Source organism: Nocardia sp. NPDC004151, from assembly GCF_042874235.1.
GTDB lineage: Bacteria > Actinomycetota > Actinomycetes > Mycobacteriales > Mycobacteriaceae > Nocardia.
In genome coordinates this window covers 53,608-70,920 of the sequence record NZ_JBIAMR010000019.1, presented here as the reverse complement: position 1 = coordinate 70,920, position 17,313 = coordinate 53,608, and the positions used below count along the sequence as shown (strand labels likewise).

Here is a 17,313-nt window from a genome sequence, read left to right as displayed (position 1 = left end):
AAACCGGCTGCGCCGCAGGTCAGTCCATGAGCAGGTCATTGTGGAGGGCGATCCGATAGATATCGGCGGGGGTCCCGCCCATGATGGCCCGCACATGTTCGGTGATCAGTTCGGGCGGCCAGTTCCACCAGGCCGCCCGCACCAGCATGGACACCTCCGCGTCGCTGAAGCGCTGCTTGACCACCTGCGCCGGATTGCCGCCGACGATCGTGTACGGCGGCACGTCCGCCGTGACGACCGCGCCGGTGGCGATGATCGCGCCGTCGCCGATCCGCACGCCGGGCATGATCAGGCTGTTGTAGCCGAACCACACGTCGTTGCCGACCACCGTGTCGCCCTTGGAGGGGATCGAGGTGATCAGGTCCATGGTCTCCTCGGCCCAGGTGCCGCCGAAGATCGTGAACGGGAACGTCGACACGCCCGCGGTGGGGTGGTTGGCCCCGGCCATGATGAACCGGGTGTTGCTCGCGATGGCGCAGTATTTGCCGATGATCAACTTCTCGGGCCCGAACGCGTACAGCACGTTGTCGGTCTCGAAGGCCGTCGCCGCCACCGGATCGTCGAAGTAGCTGTAGTCGCCGACCTCGATGTTCGGCGAGGTGACGTGCGGTTTCAGGAAGACGGTCCGGTGCGCGTGGGGGAGCGGGAAGCGCTGGGATGGGTCAGGGATCACAGTCACCCAGGCGATGGTAGCTATCGCCCGGTGGTGGGTGGAAACTCCCTGGACTGGGAACGGTAGGCTGGATACCTGTGCAGACCCACGAGATTCGACGGCGCTTCCTGGAGCATTTCGTAAAGGCCGGACACACCGAGGTACCCAGTGCCTCGCTGATCCTGGCCGACCCCAACCTGCTGTTCGTGAACGCGGGCATGGTCCAGTTCGTGCCGTACTTCCTCGGTCAGCAGACCCCGCCCTTCGACACCGCGACCAGCGTGCAGAAGTGCGTGCGCACCGGCGACATCGAGAACGTCGGCGTCACCACCCGCCACAACACCTTCTTCCAGATGGCGGGCAACTTCTCCTTCGGCGCCTACTTCAAGCGCGGCGCCATGGAACTGGCCTGGTCGCTGCTGACCGGCCCGGTCGAGGACGGCGGTTACGGTTTCGACCCCGAAAAGCTGTGGGTCACCGTCTATCTCGACGACGACGAGGCCGAGCAGATCTGGCGTGAGCTGGGCGTCCCGGACGAGCGCATCCAGCGCCGCGGCATGGCCGACAACTACTGGTCCATGGGCATCCCCGGCCCCTGCGGCCCGTGCTCGGAGATCTACTTCGACCGCGGCCCCGAGTACGGCGTCGAGGGCGGCCCCGAGGCCGACGAGGACCGCTACCTCGAGATCTGGAACCTCGTGTTCATGCAGAACGAGCGTGGCGAGGGACGCGGCAAGGACGACTTCGAGATCCTGGGCCCGCTGCCCAAGAAGAACATCGACACCGGCATGGGCGTCGAGCGCGTCGCGTTCCTGCTGCAGGGCGTCGACAACGTCTACGAGACCGACCTGCTGCGCCCGATCATCGACAAGGCCGAGGAGCTGACCGGCCGCTCCTACGGCGTCGAGCACGCCGACGACGTCCGCTTCCGCGTCATCGCCGACCACGCCCGCACCGCCGCCATGCTGATCGGCGACGGCGTCAACCCCGGTAACGACGGCCGCGGCTACGTGCTGCGCCGCCTGCTGCGCCGCATCGTGCGCTCGGCCCGCCTGCTGGGCGCCGACAAGCCGGTGATGGGCGAGTTCATCAAGGTCGTCGCCGACCTCATGTCGCCGTCCTACCCCGAGCTGCTCACCGACTTCAAGCGCATCGAGAACGTCGCCGTCGGTGAGGAGTCCGCGTTCCTCAAGACGCTGAGCACCGGCACCAAGCTCTTCGACGAGACCGTCGACGAGGTGAAGGCCCACGGCAGCAAGAAGATCAGCGGCACCGACGCGTTCACCCTGCACGACACCTACGGCTTCCCGATCGACCTGACCCTGGAGATGGCCGCCGAGGCCGGCCTGCAGGTCGACGAGGAGGGCTTCCGCTCGCTCATGGCCGAGCAGCGCAAGCGGGCCAAGGAGGACGCGCTCTCGCGCAAGCACGCGCACGCCGACCTCACCGTCTACAAGGAGTTCGTGGACCGCGGCGCGACCGAGTTCACCGGCTTCGACGAACTGGCCACCGAGGCCACCGTGCTCGCCCTGATCAAGGATGGCGTCCGGGTACCGGTCGCCGAGGCCGGGCAGGACGTCGAGGTGATCCTGGACCGCAGCCCGCTCTACGCCGAGTCCGGCGGCCAGATCGCCGACCGCGGCTCGCTGAGCTCCTCGCACGGGCTCAAGGTGACGGTCAACGACGTGCAGAAGATCGCCAAGAAGGTGTGGGTGCACAAGTCCACCATCGAGGCCGGTCAGCTCACCGAGGGCGACACCGTGCTGGCGCAGGTCGACCCGACCTGGCGGCACGGCGCCACCCAGGGCCACTCCGGCACCCACATGGTGCACGCCGCGCTGCGACAGGTGCTGGGCCCCAACGCCGTTCAGGCCGGTTCGCTCAACAAGCCCGGCTACCTGCGTTTCGACTTCAACTGGCAGGGCGCGCTGACCGAGCAGCAGAAGGCCGACATCGAGGCGGTCTCCAACAGCGCGGTCGGCGACGACTTCCCGGTCAACACCTTCGTGACCGACCTGACCTCCGCCAAGAAGATGGGCGCCATGGCGCTGTTCGGCGAGAACTACGGCGACGAGGTGCGCGTGGTGGAGATCGGCGGACCGTTCTCCATGGAGCTGTGCGGTGGCACCCACGTGGCGCACTCCTCGCAGATCGGCCCGATCACCGTGCTCGGTGAGTCGTCGGTCGGTTCCGGTGTGCGCCGCGTCGAGGCCTTCGTGGGCCTGGACTCGTACAAGTACCTGGCCAAGGAGCGCGCGCTGCTGGCCGGTCTCGCCTCCTCGCTGAAGGTGCCCTCGGAAGAGGTGCCCGGCCGCGTCGAGCAGCTGGTCGAGCGGCTCAAGGTCGCCGAGAAGGAGCTCGAGCGCACCAAGATGGCCGCGGTGCTGTCCAGCGCCGGCACCTTCGTGGAGCAGGCGCAGCGGGTCGGCAAGGTGCTGCTGGTCGCGGCCGCCGCCCCGGCCGGGGTGGGCGCGGGCGATCTGCGCACCCTGGTCCAGGACATCAAGGGCCGCTTCGGTTCCGAGCCCGCCATCGTGGTGCTGCTCGGCAATGCCGACGGCAAGGTGCCGTTCGTGGCAGCGGTCACCAAGGCCGCCCAGGATCTCGGCATCAAGGCCGGGGACCTGGTGTCCGCCTTCGGTCCCGCGATCTCGGGCCGCGGTGGCGGCAAGCCGGAGATGGCGCAGGGCGCCGGCTCCGATCCGTCGGGCATCGAGGCGGGTCTGGCCGCCCTGCGGTCGCGGGTCGCCGAGCTCGCCGGCTAGATGGACGACTCCGACACATCGCGGCCGGAGCCGGGGACATCACGGCCGGAGCCGGCCACATCGCGGCCTGATTCGGGAGATTCCTCCGGATTTGCCCGGACGCCCACCGAGGCGTCCGGGGTGTCCGCGGACGGGCGCGGCTTCGCGTCCGAGCGGCCCAGCGTCGAGGCCGATCCGGGGCGTGGCCGCCGCATCGGCATCGACGTGGGATCGGTCCGGATCGGTGTCGCCTCCAGCGATCCCGACGGTCTGCTCGCCACCCCGGTCGAAACCGTGCCGAAGGCCAAGAAGGTCGCGCCCGGAACACTCGCACCCGACCTGTCCAGAATTGCCGAGATTGTGCGGGAGTACGAGGCGGTCGAGGTGATCGTCGGCTTGCCGCGCACCTTACGCGGAGAAAGCGGCGCGTCGGCTAAGCTGGCGGCCACCTTCGCGGGGCGTTTGCGGAACCTCATCGCACCCGTGCCGGTGCGACTTTCCGACGAACGGTTGACTACGGTGTCTGCTGCACGTGCGTTGCGAGACAGTGGAGTTCGCGCACGCGGGCAGCGGCATGTCATCGATCAGGCCGCCGCCGTGTCGATCCTGCAAGGATGGTTGGACGAACGGAGTGCCCTATTGAAGCCGCGTGGTGAGGACGCATGACCGACCGCTGGACGCGGGCCGAGGAACGCTACCGGCAGAACGCCGAACGACGTTATCGCCGCGACGATCTGGACTGGTCCGAGGCGGACGATTACGAGGACGACACCACCGTCATCCCGCGCTACGAGGACGAGCTCTACGAGAACGAGCCCTACGCGGCTGAGGAGTTCGACGACAACCCCCCGCTCGACCCGGAACCCCCGCGCCGCAGCGCCCCCCAGCGCACCGAGCGCGGCCGGGCAGAGCGCGGCGGCCGCACCGAGCGGCCCGGCCGTGCGGGTGCGAAAGCGGGCGGTGGCCGGGGCCAGCGGCCCAAGCGTTCCCGGATGGCGTCGCGGAAAGCCGCCGAGCGTAAGCGCCGTCGCCGCAACCTGTTCGTCATCGCGGGCGTGTTCGCGGTCCTGTTCGTCGGCGCGGTCGGCTTCGCGGGCTGGAAGTTCCTGGGCAAGCTGAGCGGTCCCGAGGACTTCTCCGGACCGCAGGGCCCGCTGGCGATCATCCAGATCAAGCCCGGCGACACCGCCACCCAGATCGCGGACACCATGGCCGACAAGGGTGTGGTGGCCAGCAGCGGCGCGTTCTACGAAGCGGCCGTGCGCAATACCAACATGAACTCCATCCAGCCCGGCTACTACGCCATCCCCAGCCACAGCAAGGGCGCCGAAGCGGTGACCGCGCTGTTCAGCAAGGACGCCCGGGTCGGCAATGTGGTCATCTCCGAGGGCCGCCAGCTGCACGACTCCAGCGACGTCAACACCGGCGCCCGCAAGGACGGCATCTACCGCAAGATCGCCGAGGCCAGCTGCGTCGGCACCGGTAGCGCCGCCAAGTGCGTCACGTACGAGCAGCTCGACCAGGCCGGGTCCACGGGTGATCCGATGGCGCTGGGGGTTCCGACGTGGGCGCTGGAACGCGTCAAGACCGTGCCGGACCGCTCCCGCCAGCTCGAGGGCCTGATCGCCGGCGGCACCCTGGATTTCGATCCCACCGCGGGCGCGCAGGACATCCTCAAGCAGCTGGTTTCCGCGAGCGCGCGCAGCTACGAGGCGTCCGGGCTCATGCAGTCCGGTGCGGCGAACGGCCTGAGCGCCTACGACACGCTCATCGCGGCGTCGCTGGTGGAGCGTGAGGCGCTGCCCCAGGACATGTCGAAGGTGGCGCGGGTCATCGTGAACCGGCTCGCCGTGCAGCAGCCGCTGCAGTTCGACTCCACCGTCAACTACGCGCTCGACAAGACCGAGGTCGCCACCACCGACTCCGACCGCGCGCACAAGACCCCGTGGAACACCTACGCCATGCCCGGACTGCCCGCGACGCCGATCTCGGCGCCGTCGCTGGAGGCCATGCGCGCCATGGAGAATCCCGCGCCCGGCCCGTGGCTGTACTTCGTCACCATCGACAAGCAGGGCACCACGTTGTTCACCGAGAACTACAACGAGCACCTGCGCAATATCGAAAAGGCCAGGCAGAGTGGAATTCTCGACAGTGGACGGTAAGCGCAGGGCCGCCGTGCTCGGCAGCCCGATCGCCCACTCCCGTTCGCCGCAACTGCATCTGGCCGCCTACCGGGCGCTGGGCCTGGACTGGAGCTACGAGCGCATCGAGTGCACCGGCGAGCAGTTGCCCGGGCTGGTCGACGGACTCGGCCCCGAATGGGTGGGCCTGTCGGTGACCATGCCTGGCAAGGTCGCCGCGCTCGGGTACGCCGACGAGCGCACCGAGCGCGCGGAACTGGTCGGATCGGCGAACACGCTGGTGCGCACCGACTCCGGCTGGCGCGCCGACTGCACCGACGTGGACGGCGTGCGCGGTGCGCTGGAAGGCGCGGGCGTGCGGGAGATCTCGCGTGCCCTGGTGCTCGGCGCGGGCGGCACCGCCCGGCCCGCGCTGCTCGCTCTGGCCGATCTGGGCGCGCACACGGTGACCATCGTGGCCCGCGACCGCGGCCGCGCCGCCGAAACCCTGGAACTGGCCGAGCAATTGGGCATGTCGGCCGAGATCCTCGGCTTCGATCCCGAGGGACTGCTGTTCGTCTGCTCCGACGTCGACGCCGTCGTCAGCACCGTGCCCGCGGAAGCGGCGGCGGCTGTGGCGGATTCGGTGGCCGCGGCGCCGGTGGTGCTCGACGCCATCTACAACCCGTGGCCCACCCCGCTCGCCGCGGCGGTGGAACGGGCGGGCCACACCGTGGTGAGCGGCCTCGAGATGCTGCTGAACCAGGCTTACGGCCAGGTCGAGCAGTTCACCGGCAAGCCCGCTCCGCGTGCGGAGATGGCGGCGGCGCTGCGGGAATGATCCCGCGGGCTCGGCTCGACGGCCGCGGTGTGTCGGACCCGGATGGGTGCTGACGGCCCGGTCGGCTATGGTTCTGTAACAAGTTTCAGTTCATTCGGTTCGGCCGGACGGCCGCGCGGGTTAAGGTGATCACATGAATGCGTGGGTGTTGCGCGCCGTGGGCTTGGGGGCGCTGACCGTTGTGCTGGAGACGCTGCTCGGGGTGGGCATGCGTTACTGGCCGACCGCGGGTGTGTGGATGCGCATCCTGGCTCTGATCGTCCTGGTCGGCGCCGTGGTGATGTGGGGCCTGCTCGACGGCCGCGCCGACCGGCGCGCCAACCCGGATCCCGAGCACGGGGCCGATCTCACCATGCGCTGGCTGAAGGCGGCGCTGGCCGCGGGTGTGGGCTCCCAGCTGGTGGCCTGGATCCTCGACTTCGTCCCGGGCTTCGATCTCGGCGACCAGGGCCTGGTCTTCAACGTCACCTCGGCCGCCGCGTTCATCGTGCTGCTGATCTTCATCCCGAGCATGCTCGGCGTGGTGCTGGGCCGCTGGCTGGTCGGCCGCGAGGGCAAGAAGTCGGCCCCTGCCGCGCAGACCCAGGAGCCGGTCAACGCCTGACGCTCCCGCTGAACTCGACCCCGCGCCACATCCCGTGTGGCGCGGGGTTTTTCGTATGGACAGTCTCGGCACGGTTCACCCCGGCGCCGCGAGGCCGGAGAGTTGCCGGATCCGCGATGGCATCGTGGGGGCAGAATGAGGCTATGGATACTGTCACCGCTCTTGATCTGCGGAGACTGTTGGCCGCAGACGACCCCGATGCATGTCTGGTGCTGGCCGAAGGCCGCACGCAGGTAGCCACAGGCGCCGACGCACCGGGCCTGAGGCTGATCGATCGGTCCCAGGTGCTGGCTCGGCTGGGCTCGGATCCGCAGGAACTGGCGCTGGTCGAGTACGCGGCGCTACTGGACTCGGAGATCCGGTTGCAGGGCGGCTGACCGCCCCGGAGACGACGATGCCCGCCGCCGATTCCCGGCGACGGGCGTTGTCGTGACTACCGCCGTGTCCTACAGCAGGATGGCTCCGCCGGTCGGGCCGTCCTCGCGGGCGATGGCCGAGTAGGCCGCGGCCAGCAGGCTCGGGTCCGGGCCCTCCAGCCGGCCCGGCTTGGCCAGGCCGTCGAGCACCACGAAGCGCAGCACGCCCGAGCGGGTCTTCTTGTCGGTCTGCATGGCGTCCATCAGCTGCGACAGCGCGTCGGCGTCGTAGGTGGTGGGCAGGCCGATGCTCTCCAGGATCGCCTTGTGCCGGTCGGCGGTCTCGTCGTCGAGGCGTCCGGCCAGACGGCCCAGCTCGGCGGCGAAGACCAGGCCGACCGAGACCGCCGCGCCGTGCCGCCACCGGTAGCGCTCGCGGCGCTCGATGGCGTGGCCCAGGGTGTGGCCGTAGTTGAGGATCTCGCGCAGATCCGATTCCTTCAGGTCGGCGGCCACCACGGTGGCCTTGACCTGGATGGCGCGGCGCACCAGCTCGGGCAGCACGTCGCCGGTCGGGTCCAGGGCGGCCTGCGGGTCGCGTTCGACCAGTTCCAGGATCACCGGGTCGGCGATGAAACCGGCCTTGATGATCTCGGCCATGCCCGCCACGATCTCGTTGCGCGGCACCGTCTCCAGCGTCGCCAGGTCCACCATGACCGCGGCGGGTTCGTGGAAGCAGCCGACCAGGTTCTTGCCCGCCTCGGTGTTGATGCCGGTCTTGCCGCCGACCGCGGCGTCCACCATGGCCAGCAGCGTGGTCGGGACGTGCACGATGTCGACGCCGCGCATCCAGGTGGCGGCCACGAACCCGGCCAGGTCGGTGGCCGCGCCGCCGCCGAGGCTCACGATCAGGTCCTTGCGGGTCAGCCCGATCCGCCCGAGCACCTCCCAGCAGAACCCGGCGACCTGCAGATCCTTACCGGCCTCGGCGTCCGGGATCTCTACCCGGTGCGCGTCGATCCCCTTGTCCACGAGGGCCTTGCGCACCACCTCGGCGGTCTCGGCCAGCGGCGGCTGATAGAAGATCGCGACGGTCCGCACCGCGGACCGCCCGGTCACCTCCTCGACCAGATCCCCGAGCAGGCCCCGCCCGATGATCACCGGGTACGGGTCCGCGGTACGAACCTCGATGCGAGTCGGCTCGCTCATGCTTGCTGCTCCGATTCTGCTTGTGCGGATTGATCTGCGCTGTGCTCGGCGCGCGCCCGCGCGCGTGCCCGTCTGGCGCGGGCGCGGCGGGACCGGCCGCTACCGGGTGCCGCCACGGTGCCGGAGGCCCGGTCCGAACCTGGTTGCGCGGCGGGAGTGTCCGGGCGCGCGGCGGCGGTGGTCTCGGACGCCGACGACGATGCTGCCTGGGATGAACTCTGGGCACCGGCGGTGGAGTTCGAGGGCGCACCGGCCGCGCGTGCGGCGCGGCGCCGCCGTCCGCCGACCGGTCGCTCCGAGACAGCGGACCCGGGTTCGGTGGCCGGTGCAGCCGTGGAAACCGCGGCGGGCGTACCGGATTCGGCGGCCCGGCCGCCCCGGCGGCGCGAACGGCGGTTGCGGCGACCACGTTTCGTGGATTCGGATCCGTCGGCGGGGTCCTCGGACCGGCCGCCGGGACCGCGGCCATTGCGCTCGGGAGCGCTGGAATCGGCCGTGGCGGTGGTCGTTTCGGGTCCCGTCACGGCGTTCTCACCGCGGCCCTTGCCGCCGCGGCGGCGTTTGCGGCGCGCGCGGGAGCGGGAGGACGCCGCCGACTCGGCGGGCGTGGTGTCGGTGGCCGGATCCTCGGGGCGCTCGACCGGCTCGATGCCGAGTTTGGCCAGGATCATGCGGACGACCCGGCCGGGGCTGCGGCCGTCGGTGCGGACCCGCACGGTCGCCACCTCGCGGTAGAGGGGCCGGCGGGTCTTCATGAGTTCGCGGTACTTCTTCGCCGGATCGTCGCCGTTGAGCAGCGGGCGATTGGTGCTCGCGCCCGTGCGGCGCAGGCCCTCGCCGACACTGATCTCCAGGTAGATGACCGTGCGGTCGCGCAGCAGTTCGCGGGTCGCCGCCGAGAGCACCGAGCCGCCGCCCAGCGACACCACGCCGTGTCCGGCGAGGACGGCGTCGCGGACGACCTCTTCCTCGATGCGCCGGAACTCCGGCTCGCCGTCGGTGGCGAAGATCTCCGGAATCGTGCGCCCGGTGCGCTCCTCGATTCCGGCGTCGGTGTCGTACAGCTCCACGCCGAGCTCACGGGCCAGCTTGCGCCCGATGGTCGATTTGCCCGCGCCCGGCGGGCCGACCAAGACGACATTCGGTGCGGGCCGGTCGGTTTCGCCCGGCGCCGCACTGTCCTCGGTGGTCACTGCCCGGCGTTGCCCGGAATGTGCGGGCGGGCGTTGATCCGCTTCAGGTAGGCGTGGATGTTGTCGATGGTCTCGGGCAGCGAGTCGCCGCCGAACTTCTCCAGCACCGCCTGCGCCACCACCAGCGCCACCATGGCCTCGGCGACCACACCGGCCGCGGGGACCGCGCACACGTCGGAGCGCTGGTGAATGGCCACCGCCTCCTCGCCGGAGGTCATGTCCACCGTCGACAGCGCGCGCGGCACCGTCGAGATCGGCTTCATGGCCGCGCGCACCCGCAGCGCCTCGCCATTGGTCATGCCGCCCTCGAGGCCGCCGGCCCGGTTGGTGGAGCGCAGCACGCCGTCGGGTCCCGGGCGCATCTCGTCGTGGGCCTGGCTGCCGCGCCGGCGCGCGGTCTCGAAACCGTCGCCGACCTCGACGCCCTTGATGGCCTGAATGCCCATGAGCGCGGCCGCCAGCCGCGAGTCGAGGCGCGCCTCACCGGAGGTGAACGAGCCCAGGCCGACCGGCAGGCCCTCGATGACGACCTCGACCACACCGCCGAGGGTGTCGCCGTCCTTCTTGGCCGCCTCGATCTCGGCGATCATGGCCGCCTCGGCGTCCTTGTCGAACGCGCGCACCGGCGACTCGTCGATGGCGTCCAGATCCGCGGCGGTCGGCACCACACCGGTGGTGTTGGCGGCCGCGCCGATCGACACCACGTGCGAGATGACCTCGACCCCGAGCGCCTGACGCAGGAAGTTCTTGGCGACCGTGCCGGCCGCGACGCGAGCCGCGGTCTCCCGGGCGCTGGCGCGCTCCAGCACATTGCGGGCGTCGTCGAAGCCGTACTTGAGCATGCCCGAATAGTCGGCGTGGCCGGGCCGCGGACGGGTCAGCGGCGCATTGCGCGCCAGCTCGGCCAGCTCGGCCTGATCGACGGGGTCCGAGGCCATGACCTGGGTCCACTTGGGCCACTCCGAGTTCGCCACCTCGATGGCGACCGGTCCGCCCATGGTGCGGCCGTGCCGCACGCCGCCGACCATGGTCACCACGTCGGCCTCGAACTTCATCCGCGCGCCACGCCCGTACCCGAGTCGACGCCGGGCCAGCTGCGCGCCGATCTCGGCGGAGGTCACCTCGACACCGGCCACCATCCCCTCGAGGATGGTGACGAGAGCAGGACCATGGGATTCTCCGGCAGTTATCCAGCGCAACACGAGTGACATCCTTTCATGAATACCGAGGTGCCCGGACACACGGCCCGCGCGAAGCCCGATGTCAGCGCCCGGCCAGCAACGCCACCACGCTCGCCGCGCACATGGCGGGCCCGTGTGCGAGTGTCGCGACCTCGCCCGCCGCGCCGCCGCCGCGCCCGACAGCCGCCGACGGCACCGCGTGCGGTGGTTCGCGCCGCCACCGGAGCATCGCGCGATTCACCGGCCTTGCGATGCCCTGCCCGGCTCGCCTGCGCAACGATCTCGCGACGGCGGCGGGGGACCACAGCCTCCTGCCGCCCGGCCGGCACGCTGGGGCCGGGGTGAGTGGGAGGCGGGTACCAAGGGTGGGCGTCACGAGCGTGCCCACCGCGACACAGGCGGTCAGCATCGGGGCCGCGAGCGCGGCCCACGACCAGGTCTGGGCGCCGCCCAGGGCGGTCGCCGCGCCCAGGCCCAGCGCGAGCTTCACGTCCCCCGCGCCGAGTGCGGCCGGGCAGCACAGGTGCACGACCAGGTAGGGGAGTGCGAGCATCAGCCCGCCCAGCACCGCCAATGCGGGTGTGCCCACGGCGAATCCGTAGCCGAAGATCACCGCCGCCCCGGGCAGGGTGAGGGCGTCGGGCAGCCGGCGCTCCCGCACATCGAAGGCGCTCAGGGCCGCGCACCACACCGTGAGCACCAGCATCGCCGTCGAATTCATGCTTCGAGGTTCTCGCGTCCGCGCCCAGCGTGGGCCGTGCCGTCGCGAAATGTGGATAACTGCTTGGGTTGTGAATACCGGGGTTTCCCTCACCACCCCATTCACGTGTTGCGGGCCCGTGTCGCGGCGTGTCGGCGGTAGCTTTGACGCATGTCTGCTGATCACGATCCGGCCCGGCGACCCGACTACGCGCTGCGCCGGGCCAACCTGCGGAATCTGCTGGTGGAGAACCGTGTCGACGCGCTGCTGGTCACGGACCTGATCAATATCCGGTACCTGACCGGTTTCACCGGGTCGAACGCCGCGCTGCTGGTCTACGCCTGGGATTCCAGCGAGGACCGCACCATCATCAGCACCGACGGCCGCTACCTCACCCAGGTCGGCGTGCAGGTGCCGGATCTGCGCGCCGAGATCAACCGGTCGTGCGCGCGCCGGGTGATGGAGATCGCGGGGGAGTGGCAGACCGGACGGGTCGGTTTCGAGAGCCACGTGGTCACCGTCGAACAGCATCGCGGCCTGGCGGCCCTGGGCACCGGCCTGGACCTGGTCCCGGTGTCGGGCCTGGTCGAGCAGCTGCGCATGGTCAAGGACGACTACGAGGTGGACTGCCTGCGCGCGGCGTGCGACGCCGCCGACGCGGCCCTGGCCGCCCTGCTCGAACGTGGTGGTCTGCGTCCGGGGCGCACCGAGCGGCAGGTGGCCCGCGATCTGGAATGGCTCATGTTCGAGCACGGCGCGGAGGCGGTGTCCTTCGAGACCATCGTGGCGGCGGGCGCGAATTCGGCTGTCCCGCATCACCGTCCGACCGACGCGGTGCTGGCCGCCGGTGATTTCGTGAAGCTCGACTTCGGCGCGGTGTCGCGCGGCTACCACTCCGACATGACCCGCACCTTCGTCCTGGGCGAGCCGACGGACTGGCAGCGCGAGGTGTACGACCTGGTCAGCGCCGCCCAGAAAGCGGGTCGGGAGGCCTTGGTCCCCGGCGTCTCCACCCAAGCCGTCGACGCCGCCTCGCGCCGGGTGATCGAGTCGGCCGGTCACGGCGACCTGTTCGTGCACGGTCTGGGCCATGGCGTCGGCCTGCAGATTCACGAAGCGCCCGGAATCGCCAAAACCGGCACGGGTACACTGCTGGATGGCGTGGCGGTGACCGTCGAGCCAGGTGTGTACTTCCCCGGCCGCGGTGGCGTCCGGATCGAGGACACGCTCGTGGTTCGCCAGGGGGGCCCGGAGCTGCTCACCCGCACCAGCAAAGACCTGACCGTCGTCGACTGACGCGCGGTTGCAACGACTAGTAGGAGATCCGAGGACAGTGGCGGACACCAGCGACTTCAAGAACGGCCTCGTGCTGAAGATCGACAATCAGCTGCAGCAGATCGTCGAGTTCCAGCATGTGAAGCCGGGTAAGGGTCCCGCCTTCGTGCGCACCAAGCTGAAGAACGTGGTCTCGGGCAAGGTCGTCGACAAGACCTTCAACGCCGGCGTCAAGGTGGAGACCGCGACCGTCGACCGTCGCGACATGACGTACCTCTACCACGATGGTGAGGACTACATCTTCATGGACGGCGACACCTACGACCAGATCCACCTGGGCGAGGCGCTGCTGGGCCGCAACGCGGGCTTCCTGCTGGAGAACATGGCCGTCCAGATCGCCATGCACGAGGGTGAGGCGCTGTTCGTCGAGCTCCCCGTCGCGATCGACGTCATCGTCACCCACACCGAGCCCGGCCTGCAGGGCGACCGCTCCTCGGCCGGCACCAAGCCCGCCACCGTGGAGACCGGCGCCGAGGTGCAGGTGCCGCTGTTCATCAACCAGGGCGACAAGCTGCGCATCGACACCCGCGACGGCAGCTACATCAGCCGCGTCAACAACTGACGCGACGGATAATGTCTTCCGTGGCCGATCAATCGGACAAGAAGTCTTTCAAGAAGCTCGGCGCACGGCACAAGGCGCGTCGGCGTGCGGTGGATCTGCTGTTCGAGGCGGAGGCCCGCGACATCGACCCGGCGGATCTGCTCTCCGAGCGGGTCTCCCTGTCGGTGCGTGAGGAGTCCATCGCGCCGATCAACCCCTACACCCGAGTCCTGGTCGAAGGCGTAGCCGACGATCTGGACCGGGTGGACGGCACCATCGAGTCGTACCTGTCCCAGGACTGGACGTTGCCGCGGCTGCCCGCCGTGGACCGCGCCATCCTGCGGGTCGCGGTGTGGGAGTTGTTCCACGCCAACGACGTTCCGCCCGTGGTGGCGGTGGACGAGGCGGTGGAGCTGGCCAAGGAGCTGTCCACCGACGATTCCCCGTCGTTCATCAACGGCGTGCTCGGCCAGGTGGTCCAGGTGGCTCCGCAGGTGCGGGCCGCCGCCGCGGCCACCCGCTCGACCGTCGCCGACGACGACAAGTAGTTCGAAGGAGAAGCGCAGGGTGCGCAAATATCTGGTCATGGCCATGCGCACCCCGCGCTTCGACGATTCCGTCGTCGTCCCGCACAAGGACTGGCTGGCGGCGGTCCGCGAGCGCGGACAGCTGGTGGAAACCGGCAAGTTCACCGACGGCAGCGGCGGCGCGTACGTGATCACCGCGGAGAATCTGGCCGCCGCACAGGAATTGATTCTCACCGACCCGATTCACACGACGGGCGCATCCGAGCTGACCGTCTACGAGTGGGAGATCACCGGCTGAGCTCGGCTCGCCGTGTCACGGACCTGCCTTCAGTCCGGCCGGTCCAATTCCGTGAGCTTGTGCGCGATCCCGCCGCGACCGGTGAGTCCCAGTTTGCGCAGGATGCGACCCAGGTGGTCCTCCACGGTGCGCGGGCTCAAGAAGAGCTTCTCGGCGATGTCCTTGTTGGTGAGTCCCCGCGCCGCCAGCTCGGCGACCTCGCGTTCACGTTCGCTCAATATGGTTGCGCCACTCACACTGCGATGACCCGCCAGCTTGCGTTGTGCGGTGGTGGCGGCGGTGAGCAGCTCGTGTGCGCCGGCAGCCGCGAATTCCTCTCGGGCGGCGGCGATTCGTACGGTCGCGGTGGCGAAATCGCCCCGCTTCCCGTCGATTTCGGCGGCCACCAACATGGCCTGGGCGCGAAAGACGGGCATCCCGGCCTGACCGTAGTGCGCGATCGCCGCCGTGGCCGCCTGAGCGGCGGCCTCGAGATCGCCTCGGGCACAGAGATATCCAGCGCGCGCCCGCGCGGCCGAGGCCCGCTGTCCGGGCAGGTCGAGCCGTTCGGCCACTTCATGGGCCCGCTCCACCAGCGCCCCCGCCGCCTCGAGGTCGCCGTGGGCGAGGCAGGCCAGTGCGCCGACGGCGAGCTCCGCGGCCCGCATCGGATGTTCCCGCGACACCGTGTCCACGGGTTCCGGCGTCACGGAAGTATCGGCGACGGGCTCGGCGGGGCCCATCGACAACGGTGCGGTCGCAACCCGTGGGAGTGCGACAGATGTTGTGGCGGTAGGCAGGTCGGATGCCATGGCTTCGGTGGCCTGGGGCCGGGCCGGATGCGGTAGCCGCGCGGCGATTTCGGCGAGGGCCGCGTCGACGGTGGCGCACCACCACCGCATGGCGGGCCGGGGGAGGGCGTCGAGGGTGCGCCACCAGCGCAGCACCTCCGTGGCGGGCGCGGTGTCCTGGAGGATGCGGAGTTTGGCCGCGCCGGCCAGTGGCGCGATGCCCGGATATCCGTACAGCCGTGCGGTTTCCAGGGCGTCCTCGGCAGCGGCGAGCGCGTCGTCGTAGCGGCCGAGCTTGGCGAGGGAGTAGGCGTGGACGGTGTGCAGCTCCGGCAGGACGAAGCTGCGACCGTGCCGGTGGCTGACGGTGATAGCGCGTTCGATGTGCGTGAGGCCGGTGCGCTGATCGTCGAGGAAGTACGCCATCCAGCCGAGCGCCGCTACCGCGTGCACGCCGTCGAGCAGCCGAGTGTCATTGAGCTGCGCGAATTCTCGTTCGGCGATGCGATACTCGGCCCGCGCCGCGCTCAGGTCCAGGCCGTTGAGTTGTCCCATGCTGCGCAGGGTGCGTCCCGCCGCTCGAATCGCCGGATCCCGCACGGCCCCTGACGCGAACAGCGCCTGGATCCGCACTTCCGCCTCCCGATCGCGGTTGTCCTGGGACTCCAGAATCGCCAGTTCCAGCTGCACCGAACCACTCTCGCCCGGATTCAGCCGTTCGACCGCCGACGCCAGCAGCTGTCGCGCACTGTCGATCCGGCCGAGAATCCGCTCGCATCGCGCGTACAGCAACACCGCCTCGTTGCTCGTCGGCACCGCGGGGACGTCCGTCGCCGGCAGCAGCGGTTCCAGCACGTCCCGTGCCCGCTCGGCGGACCCGGACAACAGCAGCGCCCGCCCGAGCAGCAGTCGTGTCGCGTCCGCGTCGACGTCGAGGGCAGCGGTGGCACCAGGTGAGCTGGGGTCGGGGGCACAGTTCGGGGTGAGGCGGAGGGCGGCTTCGATCCAGCGGGCGCTGGTGGCGGGGGCGGTGGCGAGGGCTTGTTCGGCGGCGCGGATCAGTTCGGCCGCGGCGAGGTCGTCGCGGCCGCCGAAGGCGTGCTCGAGGTGGCGGGCGCGGACCAGGACCGGGGCGTCGACGGTGCGCAGGAAGCGGGCGGCGCGGCCGTGGGCGGCGGCACGCCAGGCGGGGCCGGCGAGGCGGTAGGCCGCGGTGCGCATGAGGGGGTGGCGGAAGGCCACGGTGCCGCCGGTGACGGTGAGCCAGCCGCGCCGGGCGAGGTCGTCGACCGCGGCGTCGAGGTCGGTGTGCGTGACTTCGGCGGTGGCGCTGAGCAGTTCGGTGTCGGCGGTCGCGCCGCACACCGCGGCCGCCTGGGCGACGAGCTGTTCGCGGGGCGGGAGATGCGCGAGTTCGGCGCGCAGGGTGCGGTCCAGTGCCGCGTGCCCGAACCCGGTGTCGACGCGATCGTCGCGCAGCGCCTGATCCAGTTCCGCGGGCGTGAGTTCGGCCAGGACCTGCAGGTACAGCGGATTGCCGTGGGCCGCGGCGACGAGCCGGGCCCGCTGCGCCGGCGTCAGGTCCGGGAGCAGCGCGGTCGCCTCGTCCGTGGACAGCGGCGGCACGCTCAGGTGGGTCACGTCGGCGCGCGGGGTCCGCAGGGCGGCACCGAGTTCGGCGGGAAACTGTCCGGTCCGATAGGCGAGGACCACGGTCGCGGGCATCGGCGACTGCTGGATCAGCACGGCCAGCACCCGCAGTGACGCCGGGTCTGCCCAATGCGCGTCATCGATGATCAGGACCGTGGGAGTGCCTGCGAGCCGGTGCCGCAGCCACCGCGCCGACTCCCTGGTATCGGCCGTCGCGATCCCGTGATCCGGTGTGTGGCCGCCGGGATCGACCACCCGGGCATCGCCGTTGCCGGGGTCGTGACCGTCGGCGTCGTGGTCGAGTTGGTCGGCGAGATCCAGCAGCACCTGGCGGGGCGTGGACCGCTCGTACTCGGTGGCCGCGACCGTGATCGCGCGCAGCCCCGCCGCGCGGGCATGCCGCACGGATTCGGCCAGGAGTCTGGACTTTCCGATACCCGCCGGGCCTTCGACCAGGAACACGCGGTGCCGGCCGGGCGTGCAGTAGGTCGCGTCCAGCGTCGAGAGTTCGTGAACGCGGCCGACGAATGGCTCGATCACGCACTCCTTTCCGAGCGAACGGCCCCGAGCGGAGCCTAGCCCGATGCCGGGT

The 17,313-nt window shown here is 70.3% G+C and carries 15 protein-coding genes and 1 pseudogene; 10 read left to right on the top strand and 6 right to left on the bottom strand.

Annotated features, from left to right (window positions below):
• Window positions 1-19 precede the first annotated feature (19 nt).
• Entirely contained in the window at window positions 20-673 is a 654-nt protein-coding gene (locus ACFYTS_RS31845; protein ID WP_387309194.1) for a CatB-related O-acetyltransferase, read from the bottom strand.
• 77 nt (window positions 674-750) lie between these two features.
• Here ACFYTS_RS31845 and alaS point away from each other — a divergent pair, with 77 nt between their 5' ends.
• The 6 genes from alaS to ACFYTS_RS31815 all read left to right on the top strand — a co-directional run bounded on the left by alaS (window position 751) and on the right by ACFYTS_RS31815 (window position 7,338).
• Complete coding sequence (gene alaS / locus ACFYTS_RS31840) at window positions 751-3,417, top strand: alanine--tRNA ligase (RefSeq protein WP_357286038.1); 2,667 nt, start codon at window positions 751-753, stop codon at window positions 3,415-3,417.
• 120 nt (window positions 3,418-3,537) lie between these two features.
• On the top strand, window positions 3,538-4,062 hold the full coding sequence (ruvX, locus tag ACFYTS_RS31835) for a Holliday junction resolvase RuvX (protein WP_387309147.1): 525 nt from the start codon (window positions 3,538-3,540) through the stop codon (window positions 4,060-4,062).
• The gene (mltG, locus tag ACFYTS_RS31830; RefSeq protein WP_357286043.1) at window positions 4,059-5,558 is read left to right on the top strand and encodes an endolytic transglycosylase MltG; all 1,500 of its coding nucleotides are present in this window, start codon (window positions 4,059-4,061) and stop codon (window positions 5,556-5,558) included. The genes ruvX and mltG overlap by 4 nt, the downstream gene beginning before the upstream one ends.
• The gene (locus ACFYTS_RS31825) at window positions 5,533-6,357 is read left to right on the top strand and encodes a shikimate dehydrogenase (RefSeq protein ID WP_387309146.1); all 825 of its coding nucleotides are present in this window, start codon (window positions 5,533-5,535) and stop codon (window positions 6,355-6,357) included. Before mltG ends, ACFYTS_RS31825 begins: the two co-directional genes overlap by 26 nt.
• Window positions 6,358-6,490: 133 nt before the next feature.
• Complete coding sequence (locus ACFYTS_RS31820) at window positions 6,491-6,961, top strand: B-4DMT family transporter (RefSeq protein ID WP_357286049.1); 471 nt, start codon at window positions 6,491-6,493, stop codon at window positions 6,959-6,961.
• Window positions 6,962-7,104: 143 nt separating this feature from the next.
• Window positions 7,105-7,338 carry a hypothetical protein gene (locus ACFYTS_RS31815; protein WP_357286052.1) on the top strand — a complete coding sequence of 78 codons (234 nt, stop codon included), beginning with the start codon at window positions 7,105-7,107 and terminating at the stop codon, window positions 7,336-7,338.
• Between the two features lie 69 nt (window positions 7,339-7,407).
• On the opposite strand, the gene aroB is transcribed toward ACFYTS_RS31815, so the two are convergent.
• The 4 genes and pseudogenes from aroB to ACFYTS_RS31795 all read right to left on the bottom strand — a co-directional run bounded on the left by aroB (window position 7,408) and on the right by ACFYTS_RS31795 (window position 11,621).
• Window positions 7,408-8,526: a 3-dehydroquinate synthase gene (aroB, locus tag ACFYTS_RS31810; RefSeq protein WP_357286055.1), complete on the bottom strand. Its 1,119-nt coding sequence runs from the start codon at window positions 8,524-8,526 to the stop codon at window positions 7,408-7,410.
• 653 nt (window positions 8,527-9,179) lie between these two features.
• Window positions 9,180-9,719, bottom strand: a pseudogene (locus ACFYTS_RS31805) (shikimate kinase); the annotation flags it as partial.
• Complete coding sequence (gene aroC, locus ACFYTS_RS31800; protein ID WP_357286058.1) at window positions 9,716-10,930, bottom strand: chorismate synthase; 1,215 nt, start codon at window positions 10,928-10,930, stop codon at window positions 9,716-9,718. The pseudogene ACFYTS_RS31805 and the gene aroC, both read right to left, overlap by 4 nt.
• Window positions 10,931-10,982: 52 nt before the next feature.
• Window positions 10,983-11,621, bottom strand: a complete 639-nt coding sequence (locus ACFYTS_RS31795; RefSeq protein ID WP_387309145.1) for a prepilin peptidase — start codon at window positions 11,619-11,621, stop codon at window positions 10,983-10,985.
• A 150-nt stretch (window positions 11,622-11,771) separates the two neighbouring features.
• On the opposite strand from ACFYTS_RS31795, the gene ACFYTS_RS31790 reads away from it, so the two are divergent.
• The 4 genes from ACFYTS_RS31790 to ACFYTS_RS31775 are packed head-to-tail and all read left to right on the top strand — an operon-like array spanning window position 11,772 to window position 14,301.
• Entirely contained in the window at window positions 11,772-12,896 is a 1,125-nt protein-coding gene (locus ACFYTS_RS31790) for a Xaa-Pro peptidase family protein (RefSeq protein WP_357286065.1), read from the top strand.
• A 37-nt stretch (window positions 12,897-12,933) separates the two neighbouring features.
• Window positions 12,934-13,497, top strand: a complete 564-nt coding sequence (gene efp / locus ACFYTS_RS31785) for an elongation factor P (RefSeq protein ID WP_357286068.1) — start codon at window positions 12,934-12,936, stop codon at window positions 13,495-13,497.
• 20 nt (window positions 13,498-13,517) lie between these two features.
• Window positions 13,518-14,024 (top strand): transcription antitermination factor NusB, encoded by a 507-nt coding sequence (gene nusB, locus ACFYTS_RS31780; RefSeq protein ID WP_357286071.1) that lies wholly within the window; start codon window positions 13,518-13,520, stop codon window positions 14,022-14,024.
• Between the two features lie 19 nt (window positions 14,025-14,043).
• Window positions 14,044-14,301, top strand: a complete 258-nt coding sequence (locus tag ACFYTS_RS31775) for a YciI family protein (protein WP_357286073.1) — start codon at window positions 14,044-14,046, stop codon at window positions 14,299-14,301.
• Window positions 14,302-14,330: 29 nt separating this feature from the next.
• Here the strand turns inward: ACFYTS_RS31775 and ACFYTS_RS31770 are convergent, their stop codons facing one another.
• Window positions 14,331-17,261, bottom strand: coding sequence for an AAA family ATPase (locus ACFYTS_RS31770; RefSeq protein WP_387309144.1), 2,931 nt, complete (start codon window positions 17,259-17,261; stop codon window positions 14,331-14,333).
• Between the last annotated feature and the right edge of the window lie 52 nt (window positions 17,262-17,313).